The organism is Kribbella sancticallisti (genome assembly GCF_039530625.1).
Lineage (GTDB): Bacteria > Actinomycetota > Actinomycetes > Propionibacteriales > Kribbellaceae > Kribbella > Kribbella sancticallisti.
Genome location: NZ_BAAAOS010000031.1, coordinates 118,395 through 138,762, shown reverse-complemented (window position 1 = coordinate 138,762; position 20,368 = coordinate 118,395). Strand labels below are relative to the sequence as shown.

At 68.9% G+C, this 20,368-nt stretch carries 18 protein-coding genes; 4 read left to right on the top strand and 14 right to left on the bottom strand.

Annotation, left to right across the window (positions count from 1 at the left end; translation table 11 throughout):
* Positions 1-44 precede the first annotated feature (44 nt).
* The 4 genes from ABD255_RS22465 to ABD255_RS22450 all read right to left on the bottom strand — a co-directional run bounded on the left by ABD255_RS22465 (position 45) and on the right by ABD255_RS22450 (position 6,941).
* On the bottom strand, positions 45-1,589 hold the full coding sequence (locus tag ABD255_RS22465) for a gamma-glutamyltransferase (protein WP_344217015.1): 1,545 nt from the start codon (positions 1,587-1,589) through the stop codon (positions 45-47).
* Positions 1,590-1,596: 7 nt separating this feature from the next.
* Entirely contained in the window at positions 1,597-4,098 is a 2,502-nt protein-coding gene (gene pheT / locus ABD255_RS22460) for a phenylalanine--tRNA ligase subunit beta (RefSeq protein WP_344217012.1), read from the bottom strand.
* Complete coding sequence (gene pheS / locus ABD255_RS22455) at positions 4,098-5,207, bottom strand: phenylalanine--tRNA ligase subunit alpha (protein WP_344217010.1); 1,110 nt, start codon at positions 5,205-5,207, stop codon at positions 4,098-4,100. The genes pheT and pheS overlap by 1 nt, the downstream gene beginning before the upstream one ends.
* A 210-nt stretch (positions 5,208-5,417) precedes the next feature.
* On the bottom strand, positions 5,418-6,941 hold the full coding sequence (locus ABD255_RS22450) for an MFS transporter (protein WP_344217008.1): 1,524 nt from the start codon (positions 6,939-6,941) through the stop codon (positions 5,418-5,420).
* Positions 6,942-6,996: 55 nt separating this feature from the next.
* Here ABD255_RS22450 and ABD255_RS22445 point away from each other — a divergent pair, with 55 nt between their 5' ends.
* The gene (locus ABD255_RS22445; protein ID WP_344217006.1) at positions 6,997-7,701 is read left to right on the top strand and encodes a TetR/AcrR family transcriptional regulator C-terminal domain-containing protein; all 705 of its coding nucleotides are present in this window, start codon (positions 6,997-6,999) and stop codon (positions 7,699-7,701) included.
* On the opposite strand, the gene ABD255_RS22440 is transcribed toward ABD255_RS22445, so the two are convergent.
* From ABD255_RS22440 to infC, 4 genes are all read right to left on the bottom strand, one after another.
* Positions 7,702-8,520: a TrmH family RNA methyltransferase gene (locus tag ABD255_RS22440; RefSeq protein WP_344217004.1), complete on the bottom strand. Its 819-nt coding sequence runs from the start codon at positions 8,518-8,520 to the stop codon at positions 7,702-7,704.
* Between the two features lie 38 nt (positions 8,521-8,558).
* Entirely contained in the window at positions 8,559-8,948 is a 390-nt protein-coding gene (rplT, locus tag ABD255_RS22435; protein ID WP_132196459.1) for a 50S ribosomal protein L20, read from the bottom strand.
* A 76-nt stretch (positions 8,949-9,024) separates the two neighbouring features.
* Complete coding sequence (rpmI, locus tag ABD255_RS22430) at positions 9,025-9,219, bottom strand: 50S ribosomal protein L35 (RefSeq protein ID WP_344216999.1); 195 nt, start codon at positions 9,217-9,219, stop codon at positions 9,025-9,027.
* Positions 9,220-9,316: 97 nt separating this feature from the next.
* Complete coding sequence (gene infC, locus ABD255_RS22425; protein WP_425554503.1) at positions 9,317-9,961, bottom strand: translation initiation factor IF-3; 645 nt, start codon at positions 9,959-9,961, stop codon at positions 9,317-9,319.
* A 388-nt stretch (positions 9,962-10,349) separates the two neighbouring features.
* Here infC and ABD255_RS22420 point away from each other — a divergent pair, with 388 nt between their 5' ends.
* Positions 10,350-10,778 (top strand): DUF1844 domain-containing protein, encoded by a 429-nt coding sequence (locus ABD255_RS22420; RefSeq protein ID WP_344216997.1) that lies wholly within the window; start codon positions 10,350-10,352, stop codon positions 10,776-10,778.
* A 4-nt stretch (positions 10,779-10,782) separates the two neighbouring features.
* Here the strand turns inward: ABD255_RS22420 and ABD255_RS22415 are convergent, their stop codons facing one another.
* On the bottom strand, positions 10,783-11,745 hold the full coding sequence (locus ABD255_RS22415; protein WP_344216995.1) for an ArsR/SmtB family transcription factor: 963 nt from the start codon (positions 11,743-11,745) through the stop codon (positions 10,783-10,785).
* Between the two features lie 71 nt (positions 11,746-11,816).
* Here ABD255_RS22415 and ABD255_RS22410 point away from each other — a divergent pair, with 71 nt between their 5' ends.
* The gene (locus ABD255_RS22410; protein ID WP_344216993.1) at positions 11,817-12,788 is read left to right on the top strand and encodes an SMP-30/gluconolactonase/LRE family protein; all 972 of its coding nucleotides are present in this window, start codon (positions 11,817-11,819) and stop codon (positions 12,786-12,788) included.
* Between the two features lie 80 nt (positions 12,789-12,868).
* On the opposite strand, the gene ABD255_RS22405 is transcribed toward ABD255_RS22410, so the two are convergent.
* The 5 genes from ABD255_RS22405 to ABD255_RS22385 form a co-directional block, all read right to left on the bottom strand.
* Positions 12,869-14,260, bottom strand: coding sequence for an MFS transporter (locus ABD255_RS22405; RefSeq protein WP_344216991.1), 1,392 nt, complete (start codon positions 14,258-14,260; stop codon positions 12,869-12,871).
* A gap of 202 nt (positions 14,261-14,462) precedes the next feature.
* Positions 14,463-15,809, bottom strand: a complete 1,347-nt coding sequence (locus tag ABD255_RS22400) for a galactose-binding domain-containing protein (protein WP_344216989.1) — start codon at positions 15,807-15,809, stop codon at positions 14,463-14,465.
* A 220-nt stretch (positions 15,810-16,029) separates the two neighbouring features.
* The gene (locus ABD255_RS22395) at positions 16,030-16,959 is read right to left on the bottom strand and encodes a carbohydrate ABC transporter permease (protein WP_344216987.1); all 930 of its coding nucleotides are present in this window, start codon (positions 16,957-16,959) and stop codon (positions 16,030-16,032) included.
* Positions 16,960-17,059: 100 nt separating this feature from the next.
* The gene (locus ABD255_RS22390; RefSeq protein WP_344216985.1) at positions 17,060-17,938 is read right to left on the bottom strand and encodes a carbohydrate ABC transporter permease; all 879 of its coding nucleotides are present in this window, start codon (positions 17,936-17,938) and stop codon (positions 17,060-17,062) included.
* A 4-nt stretch (positions 17,939-17,942) separates the two neighbouring features.
* Positions 17,943-19,235 (bottom strand): ABC transporter substrate-binding protein, encoded by a 1,293-nt coding sequence (locus ABD255_RS22385; RefSeq protein ID WP_344216984.1) that lies wholly within the window; start codon positions 19,233-19,235, stop codon positions 17,943-17,945.
* 93 nt (positions 19,236-19,328) lie between these two features.
* Between ABD255_RS22385 and ABD255_RS22380 the strand changes: the two genes are divergently transcribed.
* Entirely contained in the window at positions 19,329-20,351 is a 1,023-nt protein-coding gene (locus tag ABD255_RS22380; RefSeq protein WP_344216981.1) for a LacI family DNA-binding transcriptional regulator, read from the top strand.
* Positions 20,352-20,368 lie beyond the last annotated feature (17 nt).

The following is a 20,368-nucleotide window of genomic DNA, read 5'->3' as shown; positions in this document are numbered from 1 at the left end:
CTCCATGGCTGATGTGGTGTGGCCGGTGTGAAAGTAGCAGTTCGTCAGGAGGGCGGTGACACCGCGATGGCTCCGGTGCGTCGCGGGTCGCCTACGGCGAGCAGCCCTTCGGCCGGATCCCAGAAGGCGGCGGCGACCCCACCGAAGTACATCGAATGGGGTGGCATCGGCCGGGACGGCAGGTTGCTCGCGTACCCCGAGACGGCCAGATCGTCCTCATAGTCGACGACCACGTTCTCGCGGACCCGGACGTGCAGCCGCGGGTGCTCGATCGCCTCTTCGAGCGACAACCCGCCGTGCGTGTAGAGCGCGTAGACCTGCGCGATCGCGGTCGGGATCCGGTCGGAACCGGGTGAGCTGATCGCCAGCACCGCGCCGTCGCTGTCGCGCCGGGCCACGCTGGGCGCCATGTTCGAGGTCAGCCGGGTGCCCGGCGCGAGGCTGTGCGGACCGGCGTGCACGAGTTCCTGCTCGCCGAGCGCGTTGTTCAGCCAGATCCCGGTGCCGGGCGTCATCACCCCGGAGCCGTAGCCGGACGAGACCGTGATCGCGCAGGCGTCGCCTTCGTCGTCGACCACGGAGACCGTCGCGGTACTGGGCGAACCGAGGGCGCGCGGATCGCCGCCCGCCGCGAGGTCGAGCAGCTTCTGCCCTTCGAGCCGGCGCACGTCCTCCTCGTCCAGCTCAGCCAGCCGACGGCCGAGAACAGCGTGCTGTACTTCGATCAGCCGCTCGAGCTCGGCCGGATTCCAGCTTCCCTGGCGGGGGACTCCATCGAGCAGCGCGAGCATGGCGGCGACGGCGACTCCCCCGACGGCCGGCGGCGGGTTGGTGGCCAGATGCCAGCCGTTCTGCCGGACGATCAAGGCCGGCCGCACGATCGCCTCGTACGCCGCCAGGTCCGCCGCGGTCAGGATGCCGTCGTTGTCGGCCATGTCGCGGACGAGCAGTTCGGCCAGTTCGCCCGTGTAGAGCGTCTCGGCCCCGGCGGCGGCGATCAGCTCGAGCGCTTCCGCGAGCTCGGGGATGACCACGGTCGTCCCGGCCTTGATCACCACGCCTTCGTCGTCGTGGACGACGCCGTGGCTCGGCTTGTGCCAGCCGAAGATGATGTCGTGGGTGTAGTCGAGGTAGTACCCCGAGGTCCGGCTCAGCGTGAACCCCTGCCGGGCGACCTCGATCGCCGGCTGGACCACTTCACTCCAAGGCGCCTTGCCGGAGCGCTGATGAGCCAGGTCGAGCGCCTTCATACCGCCCGGGGTGGCGACCGAGCCGTGCCCGATGGTGGTCCTCGTCCCACCGCCGTACTCGGTCGTGACGTCCCAGACACCCTGGCCGAACTTGTGCTCCGGCAGGCCGCGGCCGGGCATCTCCACCCACCCGTCGATGGTGACGGCCTCGCCACCCTTGACCTGCAGGGTGACGAACCCACCCGAGGCCGGCGAGACGACGCCGATCTCGTTCACCATCGTGACGAGGGTGGCGGCGATCGCGGCGTCGACCGCGTTGCCGCCCTCCGCGGCAAGCCGGACCCCAGCCTGGGCCGCCACCAGGTTAGGCGCCGAAACCGCAACCCGCGGGGTCGTCATCTCGAGCTCAGCCGACGCGCTGGACCGCGCCGAAGCGGTCGACGGTGACCTGGACGGCGGCCTGGCGGGCGGCCGCGACCTCGGTCTCGGTCAGGGTCCGGTCCGACGCCCGGAACCGCAGCGCGAACGCGAGCGACTTCTTGCCCTCGCCGATCTGCTCGCCGGTGTAGAGGTCGAACAACCGGATCGACTCCAGCAACTCGCCCGCGCCCTCGACCAGCGCGGCCTCGACCTCGGCCGCCGATACGTCGGCCGCGACGATCAGCGCCACGTCCTCCTTGGCCACCGGGTACGACGAGAACGGCTGCGCGGTGACCGAACTCGGACCGGCCGCCATCAACGCGTCCAGGTTCAGCTCGACCGCACTCGACCGCGTGGGCAGGCCGAACGCCTGGCACACCTTCGGGTGCAGCTCACCGGCATGACCGATGACCTTGCCGCCGACCGACACCTCGGCGCACCGGCCGGGATGCCACGGCGCGAGCTCGACGTTCCGCAATACCGGCTCGACGCCGACCGCGGCAGCAACAGTCCGAGCAACCTGTACTGCGTCCGACCAGCCCGCCGGCTGGCCCTTGCCCCACCAGCCGGTGGGGGTCCGGGAACCGGTCAGCACGACGCCGACGTGGAGCGGCTGGTCCGGCAACGCGTTGTTGAGCGCCTGGATCTCGTCATCGCTCGGGCGCTGCGCGACGGACGGCAGCGGCGCGGGCTTGGCGTCCGAGCGCGGCAGGAAGACCAAGCTGGTCTGGAAGATCGCCAGGTCGGTGGCGCCGCGGCCGACGTTGCGCTCCGCGGTACGGAGCAGGGTCGGCAGCAGCGTCGTCTGCATCGAGGGCTCTTCGTCCGACAGCGGGTTGGCCAGCTTGACCGTGGTCCGGCGGCTGTCGTCGGCCGGCAGCCCCATCGCGTCGAAGTCGGCGTCACCCACGAACGGGTACGACACCACCTCGGTCAGCCCGGCGCCGACCAGCGCGGTCGCGATCCGCCGGCGGCGCTTCTGCGCGACCGTCAGCCCCTGCCCACCCGGCGCGGACGGCAGAACCGACGGCACGTTGTCGTAGCCGAACAGCCGAATGACCTCTTCGGCGAAGTCGTTCGGATCCCGAAGATCCGGCCGCCACGACGGCGGCGTCAGCCTCAGCAACTCGCCGTCACCGGTAGCGGCGTCGTTGCCTTGGGCAACATTGCAGCCGACGGCCCGCAGGTGCCGGACGCTGTCCTCCGTCGAGATCGACGCACCCGCGACCCGCGCGGGGTGATCCGCCCGGATCGTCACCGGCGCCGGCGCGGAATGCGTGTCGACGACGGTCTCCTCCGCCTCGATGGTGCCGCCGGCCAGCTCGGCGAGAAGGTCGGCGACGCGCTGGGCGGCGTACCGCGGCAGCCGCGGGTCGACCTCGCGCTCGAAGCGGCGGGACGCCTCCGAGGAGAGCTTGTGCCGACGCGAGGCCCGGGCGATCACGACCGGGTGGAAGTGCGCCGCCTCGATCACCACGTCGGTGGTGGAGTCGGAGATCTCGGTGGACGCGCCACCCATCACGCCGGCGATGCCGATCGGGCCGGAGTCGTCGGTGATCAGCAGGTCCTCGGCGTCCAGCTCGCGGGTCTGGTCGTCCAGCGTCATCAGCTTCTCGCCGGCGGTCGCCCGCCGGACCACGATCTCGCCCGACAGCCGCGCCTTGTCATACCCGTGGATCGGCTGGCCGAGCTCGAGCATCACGTAGTTGGTCACGTCGACACCGATCGAGATCGGCCGCATCCCCGCCATCACCAGCCGCTGCTGCAACCACCGCGGCGACGGCGCCTTCGGGTCGACCCCGGTCACCGTCCGGGTGACGAACACGCTGCAGCCGTCGGCGTCCTCGACCCGCACCGGATACCCACCCGAGCCGCTGCCCGTGAGAGTCAGCGCCGCCGGGTCCTCGAGCTCCACCCCGTACGCCGTGGCTGTCTCGCGGGCCACACCACGGATCGACAGGCAGTACCCGCGGTCCGGCGTGACCGCGATGTCCAGCACGTCGTCGCGCAGACCGAGCAGCTCGATCGCGTCGTCGCCCGGCTCGGCCTCGCCCGGCTGCAGCACGACGATCCCGTGCGTGCCGTCGTCGCCGAGACCCAGCTCGGAGCTCGAGCAGATCATCCCGTTGGAGACGTGGCCGTAGGTCTTGCGTGCGGAGATGGCGAAACCGCCGGGCAGCACCGCACCCGGCAGCACGACGACGACCAGGTCGCCGACCTCGTAGTTGTCCGCACCGCACACGACCCACTGCGGCTCGTCGTTGCCGATGTCGAGCGAGGTCCAGCGGATCGTCTTGCCGTTCTTCTGCGGCTCGGGGTCGAAGCTGAGCACCCTGCCGACCACCAGCGGCCCGGTCAGGCCGGCGCCGGCCTCGTGGACGGTTTCCACCTCGAGCCCGGCGCGGACCAGTTTCTCGCCAACCTCGCGGCCGGTCACGCCGGCCGGCAGTTCGACGTACTCACGAAGCCATGACAGTGGGACCCGCATCAGATCTCCATCCCGAACTGGCGGCTGAACCGCACGTCACCCTCGACCATGTCCCGCATGTCCTCGACGCCGTTACGGAACATCAGCGTCCGCTCCAGCCCCATCCCGAACGCGAACCCGGAGTACCGGTCGGTGTCGATGCCGCAGGCCTGCAGGACTCGCGGGTTGACGACACCGCAGCCGCCCCACTCGATCCAGCCCTCGCTGCCACAGGTGCGGCAGGGCCGGTCCGGGTTGCCGACCGACGCGCCCCGGCAGACGAAGCACTTCAGGTCGACCTCGGCGGACGGCTCGGTGAACGGGAAGAAGTTCGGCCGCAGCCGCGCCTCCAGCCCTTCGCCGAACATGGACACGACGAAGTGGTCGAGCGTGCCCTTCAGGTGCGCGAGCGTGATTCCCTCGTCCACGACCAGGCCCTCGACCTGGTAGAAGACCGGTGTGTGCGTCGCGTCCAACTCGTCGGTGCGGAACACGCGGCCCGGGCAGATCACGTAGATCGGCGGCTTGCGGGTGAGCATCGAGCGGGCCTGCACCGGCGAGGTGTGAGTACGCAGTACGGTCCCCGAGCCGGGCGGGTCGACGAAGAAGGTGTCCTGCATCTGCCGGGCCGGGTGGTCCGGCTGGAAGTTGAGCGCGTCGAAGTTCAGCCACTCGGCCTCAACCTCGGGGCCTTCGGCGACGTCCCAGCCGAGCGCGGTGAAGACGTCCGCGACCTGCTCGGAGATCAGCGACAGCGGGTGCCGGGCACCGAGCTCGGGAGTGTGCCAGGGCAGCGTCACGTCGACGCGCTCGGTGGCGAGCATCCGCTCCTCGTGCTCGGCCTCCAGCACCGCCAACCGGCCGGCGAACGCCTCGTTGATCGCCTTGCGGGCGGAACCGATCCGCTGGCCGGCCTCCTTGCGTCCCTGCGGCGGCAGCGCGCCGATCTCCCGGTTCGCCAGCGCGATCGGCGACCGCTCGCCGAGGTGCGCGACCTTGGCCTGCTGCAACGCGGCCAGGTCGGCCGCCGTCGCGAAGGCGTCGAGAGCCTGGTCTCGCGTCCGTTCGACCTCGTCGGCGTGCAGGGGTGTCACCTCGACGGGGTCGTAGTTCTTGTTGGGACCGGACATGGCTCTCTTCCCGGGGTCGCTGATTTCTGAAACTGCTCAAGGCAGTCTAGGAACCCGCGGCCCCGGACCGTGAATCGGCCGTCCGGATCCCCCGCCCCCAACCACCTCACCGGCGCCCCACCTGTCCCCCTCCCCACTCCCCTCGGCGAGTTCGGGGAGGATTTCACCTCAATCCAGGGGTGCAATCCTCCCCATACCCACCTATGCCAGCTACGGCTCTACCTGAGACATCATCCGCTCCACGTCGTCGACACCTTTCACCTGCGCTTGGCGGCGTGGCAGGACCACCAGGGCGACGACCGCACCGGCGAAGGCGCCGACCAAGCCTGCTGTCATCGCTATCGACATCGCTTCGGTGAAGGCCTCCCGGGCCGCGGCCACGAACTGTGGACCCAGAGCGAGGGTGTCGGCGATCGAGTCCCGGGCTGCGTCCGGGACCGAGGCCGGGAGGGCCGCGGAGTACGCCGCCGCAAGGACGCTGCCGAGGACCGCCACCGACAAGGCGGCTCCGGTCTGCTGCACAGTGTCGTTCATCGCCGAGCCGACGCCACGATGCTCGGCAGGGACCGCCTGCATGAGAAGCGTGTACGCCGCTGGACCGGCCAGGCCGCCGCCGACCCCCATCACCAGAAGTCCCGCGATCAGCAGTCCATACCCGGACGACTCGCTGACCTGCGTCAAGATGCCGAATCCCGCGGCGATGACCACAAGGCCGACCACGATCAGCGTGCGGTCGGCGAGTTTCTTGCCCAGCGTGGCACCAAGACCGTTGAACACCATCGCCGAGAAGGCGTACGGAACCAGTGCGAGCCCTGCCTTCAGCGGGCTGTAGTTCAGCACGAACTGCAGGTACTGCGTCAGCGCGAGCAACAGTCCGCCGGCCGTGAACGACAGCAGCACGATGGAGAAACTGGTGCCGCTGAAGTTGCGGTCCCGGAACAGCGCGAGGGGCAGCATCGGGTGGGCACTGCGCCGCTCCCAGAGCGCGAAGCCCACCAAGGCCCCCACCCCGATCACCAGGCCACCGAGCACCTTGGCGGAGCCGAGCCCGTCGGCCGGGATGGAGATGATCGCCCAGACGACGGCCGTCATACCGACGATCGAGAGGACCGCGCCGACGGGGTCGATGGTCCGGGCCGGTCCCTTGGACTCGGGGATCAGCAGCACCGCACCCACGATCGCCAGGACCGCGATCGGCACGTTCAGCAGGAAGATCGAGCCCCACCAGAAGTGGTCGAGCAGTACGCCGCCGACCGTCGGCCCGGCCACCACGCCGACCATCGCGACGGCCGACCAGCCGGCCATCGCCTTGCGCTGCTCCTCGGGCGGGAAGACGGTGAACAGCAGTGAGAGCGTGCTCGGCATCAGCAGCGAGCCGCCGATCCCCATCAGCGCCCGGCAGGTGATCAGTTGCCAGGGGTTGGTGGCCAGCGTGGCCAGCAGCGACGCCGCGCCGAACAGCACCAGGCCGATCACCAGCATCCGCCGCCGGCCGAACCGGTCGGACAAACTTCCCGCCGTCAGCAGCAGGCCGGCGAACACCAGGATGTACGCGTCGATGATCCATTGCACGTCGGCGGGCGTCGCGGACAGGTCGCGCATCAGCGACGGGATGGCCAGGTTGAGCACGGTGTTGTCGACCACGAGCACCAGCAGGCTCAGGCAGAGGATGAGCAGGATCCACCACCGGCGCGGATGCCCCACGGTGGAGGACTCGAACGCTGTACTAGTCATTCGCACACTGTACGAGAAACTCGCACAGTGTTCTAGTCAGCCTAGAATGGGCCTCATGGTGGATTCGATCTGGACCCGGTCGCGGGCGTCCGCGCCGGCACGGGACACGCTCAGCCGGGAGCAGATCGTCAAGGCCGCGATCGAACTCCTGGATCAGGAGGGCCTGGCCGGGCTGAGCATGCGGAAACTGGCCACCAAGTTGGCGTCCGGCGCGACGAGCCTGTACTGGTACGTCCAGACCAAGGACGACCTGATCGATCTGGTCATCGACGAGATCTACGGCGAGGTCGACGTGCCGGAGGCCGAACTGGCCGGCTGGCGGGCCGGGACGTTGCTGTTCGCGCACAGCCTCCGCGCCACCGTACTGCGGCATCCGTGGCTGCCCGAGGTCATCTACACCCGGCCGAGCATCGGCCCGAAAGCCGTCTCCCTCGGCTCGCGCGGGCTCGCGCTCTTCGGAGCCGCGGGCTTCACCTCACGTGACCTCGACTACGCGATGGGCAGCGTGATGGCCTACGTTCTCGGCCAGGCCAGCGCCGAGGTCGCCATGCACAGCGCGGTCAAAAAGTCGGGCCGCACGGTCGAGGAGTGGACCGGCGACGTGATGGAACAGGCCAAGGCGACAGTCGACGACCACCCCGAGATGCAGGAGTCCCTGCGCCGGCGGTCCGCACTGGACGCGGCCCAACTACAGAACGAGTACTTCGCCTTCGGCCTCGACAGTCTCCTCGACGGCATCGAGGCCCGCCTCAGAACCTGATCAGCCCGTACTGCGCTGCGCCCGGGCCGAGGCGTAGAGGCAGACAGCCGCGGCGGTGGCGAGGTTGAGGGACTCGGCGCGGCCGTAGATCGGGACCTTCACCGAGCGGTCGACGATCGCGTCGAAGCCGTCGGGCAGTCCGTGCGCCTCGTTGCCGAACAGCCAGACGGTCGGCTTCGCGAGGGTGCCGTCGTCGACGCACTCGTCCAGGTCGCTGCTGCCGTACCCGTCGGCGGCGAGCACCTGCAGACCCTGCTCTCGCCAGGCATTGGCCGCGGTGACCACATCGGCGTCGAGGGTGATCGGCAGGTGGAACAGGCTGCCCACGCTGGCCCGGACCGCCTTGGGATTATGGGGATCCACCGACTCGGCCGACAGGACGACCGCGTCGGCGCCGGCCGCGTCCGCAGTACGGATGAGGGTGCCGACGTTGCCGGGATCGCGCACCTGGACGCCGACGGCCACCAGGCGGGCGGTTCGCAGTACGGCGTCTTCCAGCGGTACGTCGACCAACTGGCAGACGGCGACCACCCCTTGCGAGGTGACCGTCTCACTGAGCGCCTCGACGGCCGCGCGGTTCACGTCGAACCACGGGACGTCGGCGATCTGGGCCAGGTCCCGCAGGTCCCGGTGCCGGGTGGCGACGTGGGGCTCGGCGTAGACCTCGACCACCAGTTCGCGGTGCTCGAGCGCCTCCCGGACGGCCTGTGGGCCCTCGACCAGGAAGCGGCCGGACTTGCGCCGGAACGCACGAGTGGCGAGCCTCCGGGCCTGCTTGATCCGCACGGATTGCGCGGTCAGCAGACCTGGGCTCGCCACTGTGAGGCTAACGGAGTGCTATCGGAGAACGTCGCGGCTCAGGCCGCGGCGTCGCTCTTGGCGTTCAGGTCGGCCGGCAGGGCCGCCTTCGCCAGCGCCACCAGGGCCGAGAACGCCGGAGCGTCGTTGACGGCCAGATCGGCGAGGATCTTGCGGTCGACCTCGACCTCGGCCAGGCGAAGACCCTGGATGAGGCGGTTGTAGGTCAGGCCTTCGGCGCGGGCCGCGGCGTTGATCCGCTGGATCCACAGCTTGCGGAAGTCGCCCTTGCGCGCCTTGCGGTCCCGGTAGGCGTAGACGAGCGAGTGGGTGACCTGCTCCTTGGCCTTGCGGTACAGCCGCGAGCGCTGGCCGCGGTAACCGCTGGCCTGCTCGAGGACGACGCGGCGCTTCTTGTGGGCGTTGACTGCCCGCTTCACGCGTGCCATGAGGTGTTACTCCTTGTATTTCTGCGCCGAGAAGGTGGTCCACCCGGCGGGGTGTTCGGGGGGTGGGAAAGCAGGCTCAGATGCCGAGCAGCTTCTTGGCCTTCTTGACGTGCGACTCCGCGACCTCGACCGTGCCGGACAGGCGACGCTTGCGCCTGGTCGACTTGGCCTCGGCGAGGTGACGCTTGCCGGTCTGCTCGCGGCGCAGCTTGCCCGAGCCGGTGATCCGGACGCGCTTCTTCATCCCCGAGTGGGTCTTCATCTTCGGCATGGCTATGTGCTCCTGGTTTTCTTCGTTGACTCGATCTGGTGACTGCTCCGGCTTGCCCTGTGAGGGCTACCGAGGACCCGGCGGCCGGAGCGACACGTCACTCCGGATCGAGGTTGTCTGCCGGACCCTTCGGCTTCTTCGTCGCGCCGGCGGCCTGCTCGGCCTCGTGCTGCTTCAACTGCTCGGCACGCTCCTGGCGCTCGGCCTCCTGCTCGGCCTCGTGCTCGGCGAGTTTCTTGGCCTTCTCGGCTTCCACGTCCACGCGCGCCTCGGACTTCTTCTTGTGCGGTCCGAGCACCATGATCATGTTCCGGCCGTCCTGACGCGGCGAGGACTCGACGAAGCCGAGTTCGCTGACGTCCTCGGCCAGCCGCTGCAGCAACCGGAACCCGAGCTCGGGCCGGGACTGCTCGCGGCCACGGAACATGATGGTGATCTTGACCTTGTCGCCGCCGCGCAGGAACCGCACCACGTGACCCTTTTTGGTCTCGTAGTCGTGCGGGTCGATCTTCGGCCGCAGCTTCATCTCTTTGATGACCGTGTTGGTCTGGTTCCGGCGAGACTCCCGCGCCTTCTGCGCGGTCTCGTACTTGTACTTGCCGAAATCCATCAGCTTGCAGACCGGCGGACGGGCCGTGGCCGCGACCTCGACCAGGTCGAGATCGGCTTCCTGTGCCAACCGAAGTGCGTCCTCGATCCGGACGATGCCTACCTGCTCACCGTTCGGGCCGACCAGGCGCACCTCAGGAACGCGGATGCGCTCGTTGACGCGCAGTTCAATGGTGATGGGTCCTCCTGGGGTTGTCCGTGTACTGGTGCCACCTCGTGCCGCCCGGGGGAATTCCGCCCGGTTCTGTGGTCCCACAGAAATGACGAAAGGCCCTCGTGCGTCCACACGAAGGCCCAATTCCCAGATCGACGGCCGTCCAACCCCGACGGGGAAGTACGCCGTACGATCGCCGTGGTGATCCGGCCGGAGCCGGTACCTCGACGTTGACCGGGACCCGCCGACTCTTCGTCGACTGGGTGGGAGGTGGCCCTCCGCTTAGACCTGAACCACCGGCTTCCCTCGACTATTCCGCTCAGGGGTCACCGTTGGACCGGGTCGGTCGCCATGCAAGAGTAACAGCATGAGCGACCCAGTCTCCACTCCGCTGCCAGACCCCACTCCCGCCGACCTCCCGGCCGGTGCCGACGGGCCGCGTGCGGACCCGCTCTCCACCGTGTCGCGCGACATCGCCGAGGTGCCGAGCGTGGAGATCATCTCGACCGCCGCCCTGCACCTGATGAGCGCGGCCGCCGTCCACCTCGGCCTGGCCGAGGACCTGCCCGAGCACCGCGACCTCGACGAGGCCCGCTCCCTGATCGACGCACTGGCCGGCCTGCTCGACGCTTCAGCCCAGAGCCTCGGCCACCACCACGCCGCTCCCCTGCGCGACGCCCTCCGCTCCCTGCAACTCGCCTTCAAGGAAGCCTCCACCATCCCGGACGAGCCCGGCACCGGCCCCGGCGAGAAGTACACCGGCGAGGTCCACCCCACAGCAGCCCGCCGCCGCTGAACCCTCAGGAGGACCCGGCCTCCAGCAGGGAGAGGCCTAGCGGGGTGAGGGAGTGGCGGACGGCTGGGCCGGTTCGGTGGGTGGTGATGAGGCCGGCGGAGCGTAGTACGGAGGTGTGTTGGCTGGCTGAGCCTGCTGAGATGCCGACCTCGTGGGCCACTTCCGTCGTACTGCGACCGCCGGCCACCGCGGTCAGGACGGTGGCGCGGGTGCGGCCGAGCAGGTCGGCGAGGGGTTTGCGGCCGGCGAGATCGGGCGGCCTTCGCTCAATCGGGTAGCAGACCGCGACCGGACCTCCGCCGACGTCGGCGAAGCTCGGCACGATGCCCAGGTAGGACGGCACCAAAATCACACCGTGACCGGCGGGGGCCAACTCCACATCCGCGCCGCCCGGGCACTCGTACGACAGCTTCGACGCATTCCACCGCAAGTGCGAGCTGAGCGTGTGCAGCACCCGGTCGATCCCGTGCTCGACCATGGTGGTGCCACGGGCAGCCCGGTCGGCGTGCACGGCCGTCGTGATCTCGGTCCAGTACGGCGCGACGGCAACATCGTGGAAGGCCACGATGGCGGCCCGGAGCTGTCGCCGGGCGCTCTGGTCACCCGCCGCCAAGGCGCCGACCCGAGCGGGCAGCCGGCCTGCCTCGATCATCGGCTGCAGTTCCTCGCGCATCAGGGCCGCCGGAGTGTTCACCACCTCGTCGATGACTGCCGCGTCGAAGTCACTGCTCCAGCCGGCGGGCGTGAGGAAGTCCGGCACCCAGCGGGGCACGCGGCACAAGTCGAGGTACGGACGCATGATCGGCCGCAGTGCAGCCCTGGTTCGGGCGTTCCAGCCGGCCAGGTAAGTCGGTGCGTCCGCCTGTGTCACCCGGCGACCGGCCGCCGCCAACTCCTGCATCACCGCGGGCCTCGAGCGCACCACCGTGCGGCTGAGGTCGATCGCGTTCAAGTGCACCGTCAGCATGGGCCGTAACCACCTTTTAGGCAGGACCGAAGGGCGTGGACCGCGCCGGGACCGCCGCCGAGCCTGCCTGCATGAAGAAAATCATCGCCGCGACCACCGCGGCCTTCCTGTTCGTCGCGATCGCTCCCCAGCAGGCCGCCTCCGCGCACGGAGGACTTCCGGCCACCTACATCGTCTCGCAGGAACCGGGGGTGAAGCCGGAAGGCATCGCGATCACCCGCACCGGCACCATGTACGTGACCAGCTACGGCACCGGCGCCGTGTACCGCGGAACGACCGACCGGCGCACGCTCAAGCCGTTCCTCCCGGCGGGCTCCGACGGCCGCACCCGGGCCACCGGGATCCACCCGGACAACCGCGGCCGGCTGTTCATCGCCGGGTTCGACACCCGGGCGCTCTTCGTCTACCGGACCGACGGCTCGCTCGTGGCCAAGCGCTTCGCCTCCGACCCCGGCGCCCTGCTGAACGATCTCGTCATCACCGACGACGCCGTCTATGTCACCGACTCCGGGACCGGCATCCTCTGGCGTGCCCCGCTCGCGGGTGACCACATCGGTGAGCTGGAACCATGGCTGACCCCGACCGACTTCCCCATCCGGCCCGGATTCCTGAACGGCATCGTGGCCACGCCGGACGGCCGGACCGCTTTGGTGTCGGACAACGGCACCGGCAGTGGCGAGCCGGGCGACGAGCATGTCTTCCGGGTGAACCTGCGCGACCGCACTTCCACCGAGGTGACTGTGAGCAACGGACAGTTGGGTTCGTCCGACGGCCTGCTGCTGGAGGGCAACAGGCTCTACGGCGTGATCGACCTGCCCGCCGACGAGACCGGGAAGCCGCCGACCGCGGTGAACCTGGCGATCCTGAGCTCCGACCTGACCACGGCCCACGTCGTACGGCAGTCGGAGTCGGTGCCGCGGGAACAGACCCCGACGACGATCGCCCGGGACCCCGCCGGCCGGCTCCTCTGGGTCAACAGCCAGATCGGCAACCCGACCCCGACCGCCCCGTTCACCGTCACCGTGGTGCCCGGCCTTCGCTGATCGAGGCACGGTCGAACACCTCCGGGCTCGCGGACAGTCGTCTCGCGACGATGCCACGAGCCCGGAGACTTCGCCATCCCTTAGACCAGCGTCGAACGATCAGCCTTCGAGGTGCTCCTCAGGCGGAACCAGATCAGTACGGCGCTGGCCAGCGTCAGCGCGACGTTCACACTCAGCGCGAAGTGGATGCCGGTCAACTGTGCGGTCTGCGTCGCGGCGATCGCACTCAGGATCGGGATGCCGACCGTGATGGCGACCTGCTGCGTCATCGAGGTCAGGCCGGTGGCCAGGCCCTGCTCCTCGTTCGGCAGTCCCGAGGTCGCGACGACCGTGTACGCGACGATGGCGGCCACGTGCCCGAAGAACCCGATGAACAAGGCGGGCACCAGCACTGCCAGCGCCGACCGGTCGGCGCCGAGGAACACCAGGGGCAGCGTCGCCAGGCCCTGCACCGTCATGCTCACCGCCAGCACGTTCCGGCCGCCGAACCGTCCGATGAACCGCCCTGCCGCCACGCCGGCGACGACCGACGCCAGGCCTGGGATGCCGAAGATCAGGCCGGTCGCGAACGCCGAGTAGTTCAGCACCTGCTGCAGGTACAGCGTCATCAGGAAGATCATCGCGGGCTCCATCACGAAGATGACGAACCCGGCGTAGTTCCCCCACCTCACCGACGGCCGCGAGAGGATGCGCACCGGCGCGAGTGGCGCCGGCGACCGCAGTTCGATCAACCAGAACGCGACCAGCAGCACCACACCGGCGACGGCCGCCGGCAGGCTCCGCTCGATCACCGCATAGATCACCGCCAGCAGGCCGCCGGTCACGGTGATCGCTCCGGGCAGATCCAGCTTCACCCGCTTGGCCGGCCTGCTCTCGCCGATCACGACCGGAGCCACCAGCAGGATGACGGCCGCGACCGGGACGTTGATGAAGAACGCGGACCGCCAGCCGAGCGTGCTGATCAGCGTGCCGCCGACCAGCGCGCCGACGGTGAACCCGCCGGACAGCAGCGCCCCGTTGAGCCCGAGCACCCGCGCCCGCAACGCCCCCTCGGGAAAGGTGGTCGTGATCAGCGACATCGCCGCCGGCAGCGTCATCGCGGTGGCGAAACCCTGCAGGGCGCGGGCGGCCAGCAGCATCTCGGCGTTGGTCGCGAAGCCGCCGAACAGCGACGCGCCGGCCAGCAGGACCATGCCGCACAGCAGCAGCCGGCGGCGTCCGAACAGATCCGCCAGCCGGCCGAACAGCAGGGTGAACCCGGCCGCCGGCAACGCGTAGGCGGAGGTGATCCAGGGCAGTTCGGCCGGTTTCATCGCGACTCCCGACCCCACCTCGGGAAGAGCGACGTTCAGGATCGAGAAATCGACCGCCAGCATGAAGCCGGCACCGAGCAGGACCAGCAGCACCACGCGTTGCCGCGCGCTGAACCGCGGCGGCGAGGTGGTGTCGATGGCGACGGCGGGAATACCCATGACATCCTCCGTTAGTAGCAACCCAACGGTTGCAACCGTATGGCAACCGGCTGGTTGCGTCAATGGCTTGGAGGAAAGACGAACGAGCGGCCCGGTCGATGGACCGGGCCGCTCGTCGGAAGGGAAGGAAAGAGAAAGGAGAGGGAAGGAAGGCGTGGGAAGGGAGGGGTGGGCGGAGAGGCGTGCGCGGGAGGGGTGGGAACTAGGCGAAGATCTTCAGGTCGTAGATTCGGGCGGCTGGGTCGGAGCCTTGGGTGGGGGCGGTGATGGTGAGACGCACGTACCGCGCTGTCACGCCGGCGACTGAGTGCGTGGTCACGGCCGCGGTGTTGCTGGTGACGGTGGCCCGGGTGGTCCAGGACGAGCCGTTGGTGGAGGTCTGGACGGTGAAGGCGCGAGTGTTGAAGGACGCCGACTCGCCACCGGCCGACGCGTGCGAGATCTCCACGGAGCCGAGAGCCTGCGAGGTACCGAGGTCGACCTGCAGCCACTTGGACGAGGCGAGCGTGCAGAACTTGTCGGCGTTGCCGCCTGAGACGCTGCCGTTGACCGCCTTCGCCGGCCCCTCGGAGGAAGCGCAGGCAGCAGAGCCGGTCGCCGCTTTGTTCAGGGCGAGGTTGACCGGGCCGCCGGAACCACCCGACATCGCCGACGTCATCTCGCGCGCCCACTGCCACGGCGCGGAGGTGCCGCCCGGGTCGGAGTTGAAGTACTCCCAGCCGTCGACGCCACCGAAGGTCGGGTACTTGGCGACGAGCGCGGCCAGCGTGTTCTTCAGGGTCGGCAGCGCCACGTACCCGCCGCAGTTGGCGGAGTTCGTGACCACGCCGGCGACGACCTTGGCGGGCGGGAAGACCCCGCGGTTGATGATGTTGTCGTAGCCGGTGGTGTTCGCCATCGAGCCCCAGCCGCAGTAGAACTGCGCGTTGTACCAGTCGATCTTCGCGCCGCGGTCCCGCTCGAGGGTCTCGTAGTTGAAGCCGGACAGGTTGCCGCCGCCGCTCAAGGCGGTCGCGACCGGCGCCAGCGTGATGATGAAGTCGGTGCCGAAGTCGGTGGTCAACTGATCGATCAGCCGGTTGATGCCGGCCTGCGACATGTTCTCTTCGACATCCAGGTCCAGCCCGTCCAGCCCGTACGTCGTGACGATGTTCTTCAGCCGCGGGTAGTACGTCTCGAACTCGGTGTCGAGCCGCTGGAACGACCCCTGCGCGGCACCGCCGACGAACGCCGACACGTGGACGCCCTGAGCCTGCATGGCGTGCAGGTCCGCCCACATCTGGGTGAACCGCGGATCCGACGGCGGGTGGTCGTTCAGGTGGGTGGTGCCGTCGCCGTTGAGGTGGATCGCGCCGACCAGGACGTCAGTGACGCCGGTGGTGTTGTCGGTCGGCGCCCTCGGCGAGACGTACACGCCGTTCAGGTACTGCGTCTGGTAGTAGACGACCACCCGCTTGCTGTCCGCGGTCGGGGCAGCGTGGGCGGGAGCGGTGAGCAGCGTGCCAGCGAAGACGGCCGCCGTCGCAGCGGCCAGTGTCTTTCGGAACATCGAGTAACTCCTTCGAACCAAACTGCTAGTGACCTGCGCCGGGCTCCGTGCGTCAGCTCCGGTGTCCAGGTGGGTGCATCGCAAGGCGGAGTGAAGGGTTCGATGTTTGTCCATCGTGCCCTTTGCTCCAACGCCGCGAGGCGCCCGCCTGGACACCGGAGATGGCGTGCGGAGCCCGGTGGAGGTCGCTAGGGGCGGTGGGGATGGTCGAACAAGTGCGTTAACCCTTGACGGCGCCCTCCTCCACGCCCTTGAAGAAGAAGCGCTGCAGGGTCGCGAACACGATCACGATCGGGATGAACGCGATCATCGTTCCCGCGGCGATCAGCCGGGGGTTGTTGCTGAAGGTGCCGGACAGGTATTGCAGGCCGACGGTCAGCGTGTACTTGTCGGGATCGGTCAGCACGATCAGCGGCCAGAGGAAGTCGTCCCAGGCGCCGATGAAGGCGAAGATCGCCACCACGCTGATGGTCCCGCGCACCGACGGCAGGCCGATGTAGACGAACCGCTGCCAGACGTTCGCGCCGTCCACGATCGCCGCCTGGTCCACCTCGACCGGCAGCGAGCGGAACGCGTTGTACATCAGCAGCACGTTCAGCGCCCCGATCATGCCCGGCAGCGCGACCCCGAACAGCGTGTTCGCCAGCCCGAACTCCCGGACCGTGACGTACTGCGAGATGATCGTCACCTCGCCGGGCAGCACCAGCGTCGCCAGGAACAACCCGAGCACGAGCTTGCGGCCCTTGAACTGCAGGCGCGACAGCGCGAACCCGGCCAGCGACGAGCCGACGATGTTGCCCCCGACAACCAGTACGGCGACCTGCAGCGAGTTGCGCATGTAGTCCCAGACCGGGATGGTGTCGGCCACCGCGGCGTAGTGCGACAGCGTCGGCTGGGCCGGCAGCAACCGCGGGATCCGGGTGTAGATGTCCTCGCCGGATCCCTTCAGCGACGTGGACAACTGCCACAGGAACGGTCCGATCGTGATCAGCAGCACGAACACGAGCAGCACGTACCGGACCACCTTCTCCCGCGGGGAGACGGTGTTGAACCCGAAGGTCCCACCCTTACGCCGGCGGCGCCGCCCGTTCGCAGCACCAGTCTCATCCGGCACTGCGACCGGCCGCGCGGGCTCGGTGACCACGGTCATGGGGCCTCCCGGCCTGGACTGAGGAGCGGAGCGACGAGGGAAGGCCGGGAGTTCCAGCCCCATGACCACGCCGTGCCGGAGGCGCGGCAATTCAACACCGTCATGCGTCAGCCGCCTTCTTGTTCAAACGTGCCAGGGCGAGCATCGGGACCACGGTGACGAAGAACAGCACGATCGACAGTGCGGAGGCGTAGCCGAGGTTGCCCTCGAAGCCCTGGCTGTACTGCTGGATCAGCATCACCACGGAGCTGTCCCGGCCGCCCGGGCCGCCGTTGCCGCCGCTGAGGATGAAGAGTTCGGAGAAGACCCGCAGGGCCGACACCGAGATCAGGATGGCGATCAGGATCATCGTGCCGCGGACGCCGGGAATGGTGATGTTGGTGAACCGCCGGAACGCGCTCGCACCGTCGACGGCCGCGGCCTCGTGCAGCTCCCGGCCGACGTTCCCGAGGGCGGCCAGGTAGATGATCATGTAGTAGCCGAGCCCCTTCCAGATGGTCAGGCTGATCGCGCTGAACAGCAGCAGCCACTGGTCGCTGAGGAACGGCAGCGGCCCGGAGATCACGCCCAGCTTCTCGGCCATGCCGTTGACCAGGCCCCGATCGTCCAGGATCCACTGCCAGATCAGCGCGACGACGACCGCCGACGCCACCACCGGGGTGTAGAAGGCCGTCCGGAAGAAGGTGATCCCGGGCAGCTTCTTCTCGACCAGGACCGCCAGCCCCAACGGCACGATCGTCAGGAACGGCAGGCAGACGATCATGTAGATGACGCTGTTCAGCAGCGCGTAGCGCAACTGCTCGTCGTGCAGCAGGGCCTCGAAGTTCTTCAGCCCGACGAAGGTCCCGCCGCCGATCGGCTTGGCGTTGGTGAACGACAAGATGACGGTGTTGATCGACGGCCACAGGTTGAACACCAGCAACCAGGCGAGTGCCGGGACGACCAGCACCCAGGGAGAGAACCACCGGTGGTAGCGCATCGATCTACTGGGCGAGCAACTGGTCGGCCTTGGCGACGGCGGCGTCGAGGGCCTGCTGCGAGCTGACCTTGCCGGCGATCGCCAGCGAGATCTGCTGGTTGATGAAGTCGTTCGTCGCGCCGCTGATCACGGCCGGCTGCAGCGACTTGGCCTTGGCCAGCGACTCGAAGGCGAGCACCTTCGCGTCACTTTCCGGGGTGCCGTCGCTCTTGGAGAAGTACGGGTCGTTCGCCGACGCCTTGGTGGAGGGGAAGATGTTGACGATCTTGGCGAACGCGGCCTGGTTCTCGGCGTTGGTGACGAACCGGGCCAGCGCGATCGCGGCCGCCTGGTTCTTGCTCTTCGACGAGACCGAGAGTCCCTGCACGTACAGCGGCGGGGTGTCGAGCGCCGGGGACGGGACGACCTTGCCCTTCAGCGACGGGTTGTCCTTCTGGAAGTCGACGATCGCGTTGCCGCCGCCGGTGGTCCAGGCCACCTTGCCCTGGGTGAAGAGCTTGGAGTTGCCCAGGTACTCCTGGGTCAGGATGTCGCGCGGCAGGTAGCCGGCCTGGTAGGCGGCGCGGTACTTGTCCAGCAGGGCGACGGCCTCGGGGGTGTTGAAGGTGAACTTCTTGCCGTCGTCGGAGACGATCTTGACGCCCGCGTTGGTGAAGTCGCCGATGCCGGGCAGCCGGCTCATCAGGTACTCCTTGCCGCCGGACTTGTCGTGCATGATCTTGGCGGCGGCGAGCAGTTCGTCGAAGGTCTTCGGCGGGTTCTTCGCGTCCAGGCCGACCGCGGCGAACTTGGTGGAGTTCCAGTAGTCGATGTCGGTGTTCAGGTACCACGGGTAGCCGAAGGTGCCGGTCAGCCCCTGGTACTGGTACGCCGTCAGCCCGCCCTCGACGTAGTCCGTCGTCACGGCCGGGTCGGCGGCGGCGACGTCGAGCAGCAGGCTCTGCTTGGCCAGCGGCAGCGCGAACTCCGGCGGCAGGTTGGTCACGTCGGGCAACTGGCCGGCCGACGCCTGGCTCAGCACCTTCTTGTCGTAGCCGTCACCGGGCTGGTCCAGCCAGGTCACCTTGGTGCCGGGGTACTTCGTCTCGAAGGCCTTGATCACGCCTTCGACGTAGGAGGTGAACTTCGGCTTGAGCGCCCAGGTCTGGAAACTGACCTCGCCGGTCACCTTGGCGTTCGCATCGACGGTCGGCTGACTGCCGGCCGACGTGTCCTCGCCGGAACCGAGCCCGCAACCGGCGAGAGTGAGGGCCGCGACGGCAAGAGCTGCCACCGGTATCGAACGACGACTACGCATGAGATTCTCCTGAAGTGATAAACCGGTATAGCTCCTGCACTATCCACATCGTAGAATCCGCTGTCAAGGGTGGACCGAGGGCAGGAGGGGCTGATGGCTCGACCGACCATCGCCGACATCGCGGACCGGGCCGGCGTCTCCAAGGGCGCCGTGTCGTTCGCGCTGAACGGGCGTCCGGGCGTCAGCGACGCGACCCGGGCGAGGATTCTGCAGATCGCCGAGCAGATGAGTTGGCGGCCGCACAGTGCGGCCCGGGCGTTGGGTGCCTCCCGGGTCGACTCGGTCGGTCTCGTGATCGCCCGTCCGGCCCGCACCCTGGGGGTCGAGCCGTTCTTCGCGCACCTGCTGTCCGGGCTGCAGTCGGGCCTGTCGGCGCGCTCGATCTCGCTGCAACTGCTCATCGTCGAGAACACCGCGGCCGAGATCGAGGTGTACCGGCGGTGGGCCTCGGAGCACCGCGTGGACGGCGTGATCCTGGTCGACCTGACCGTGAAGGACCCGCGGATCGACGCGCTGCGGGAACTGGAACTCCCCGCGGTGGTGATCGGCGGCCGGGGCGGCAAGGGCGCGCTCGCGTCCGTCTGGGCCGATGACCGGGACGCGATGCTGTCGATCGTGGACTACCTGGCCGCGCTCGGTCATCGCCGGATCGCGCACGTCGCCGGGACGCCGAACTTCCAGCACACCCAGCGGCGGATCCGTGCCGTCCGGGACGCCGCGCCCCGGCTGGGCCTGGTCGACGCCCCCTCGCTGACGACCGACTTCAGCGACGCCGAGGGCGCCGCGACCACCCGCAAACTGCTCTCCCAGGCCGACCGCCCGACCGCGATCGTCTACGACAGCGACGTGATGGCGGTGGCCGGACTGGGCGTCGCGATGGAGATGGGCGTCTCGGTGCCGGGCGACCTGTCGATCGTGGCCTTCGACGACTCGATCCTGACCCAGTTGATGCACCCGGCCCTGACCGCGCTGTCCCGGGACACCTTCGAGTTCGGCCGGCAGGCGGCCGAGGTGCTGCTCGAGGTGGTCGCGGACCCGGCCAAGGTGATCAACCTGCGCACCGCCGACCCGGTGCTGACGGTTCGCGAGTCCACCGCTCCCCCGGCGACCCACTGACCCCGGCTGGCATAATT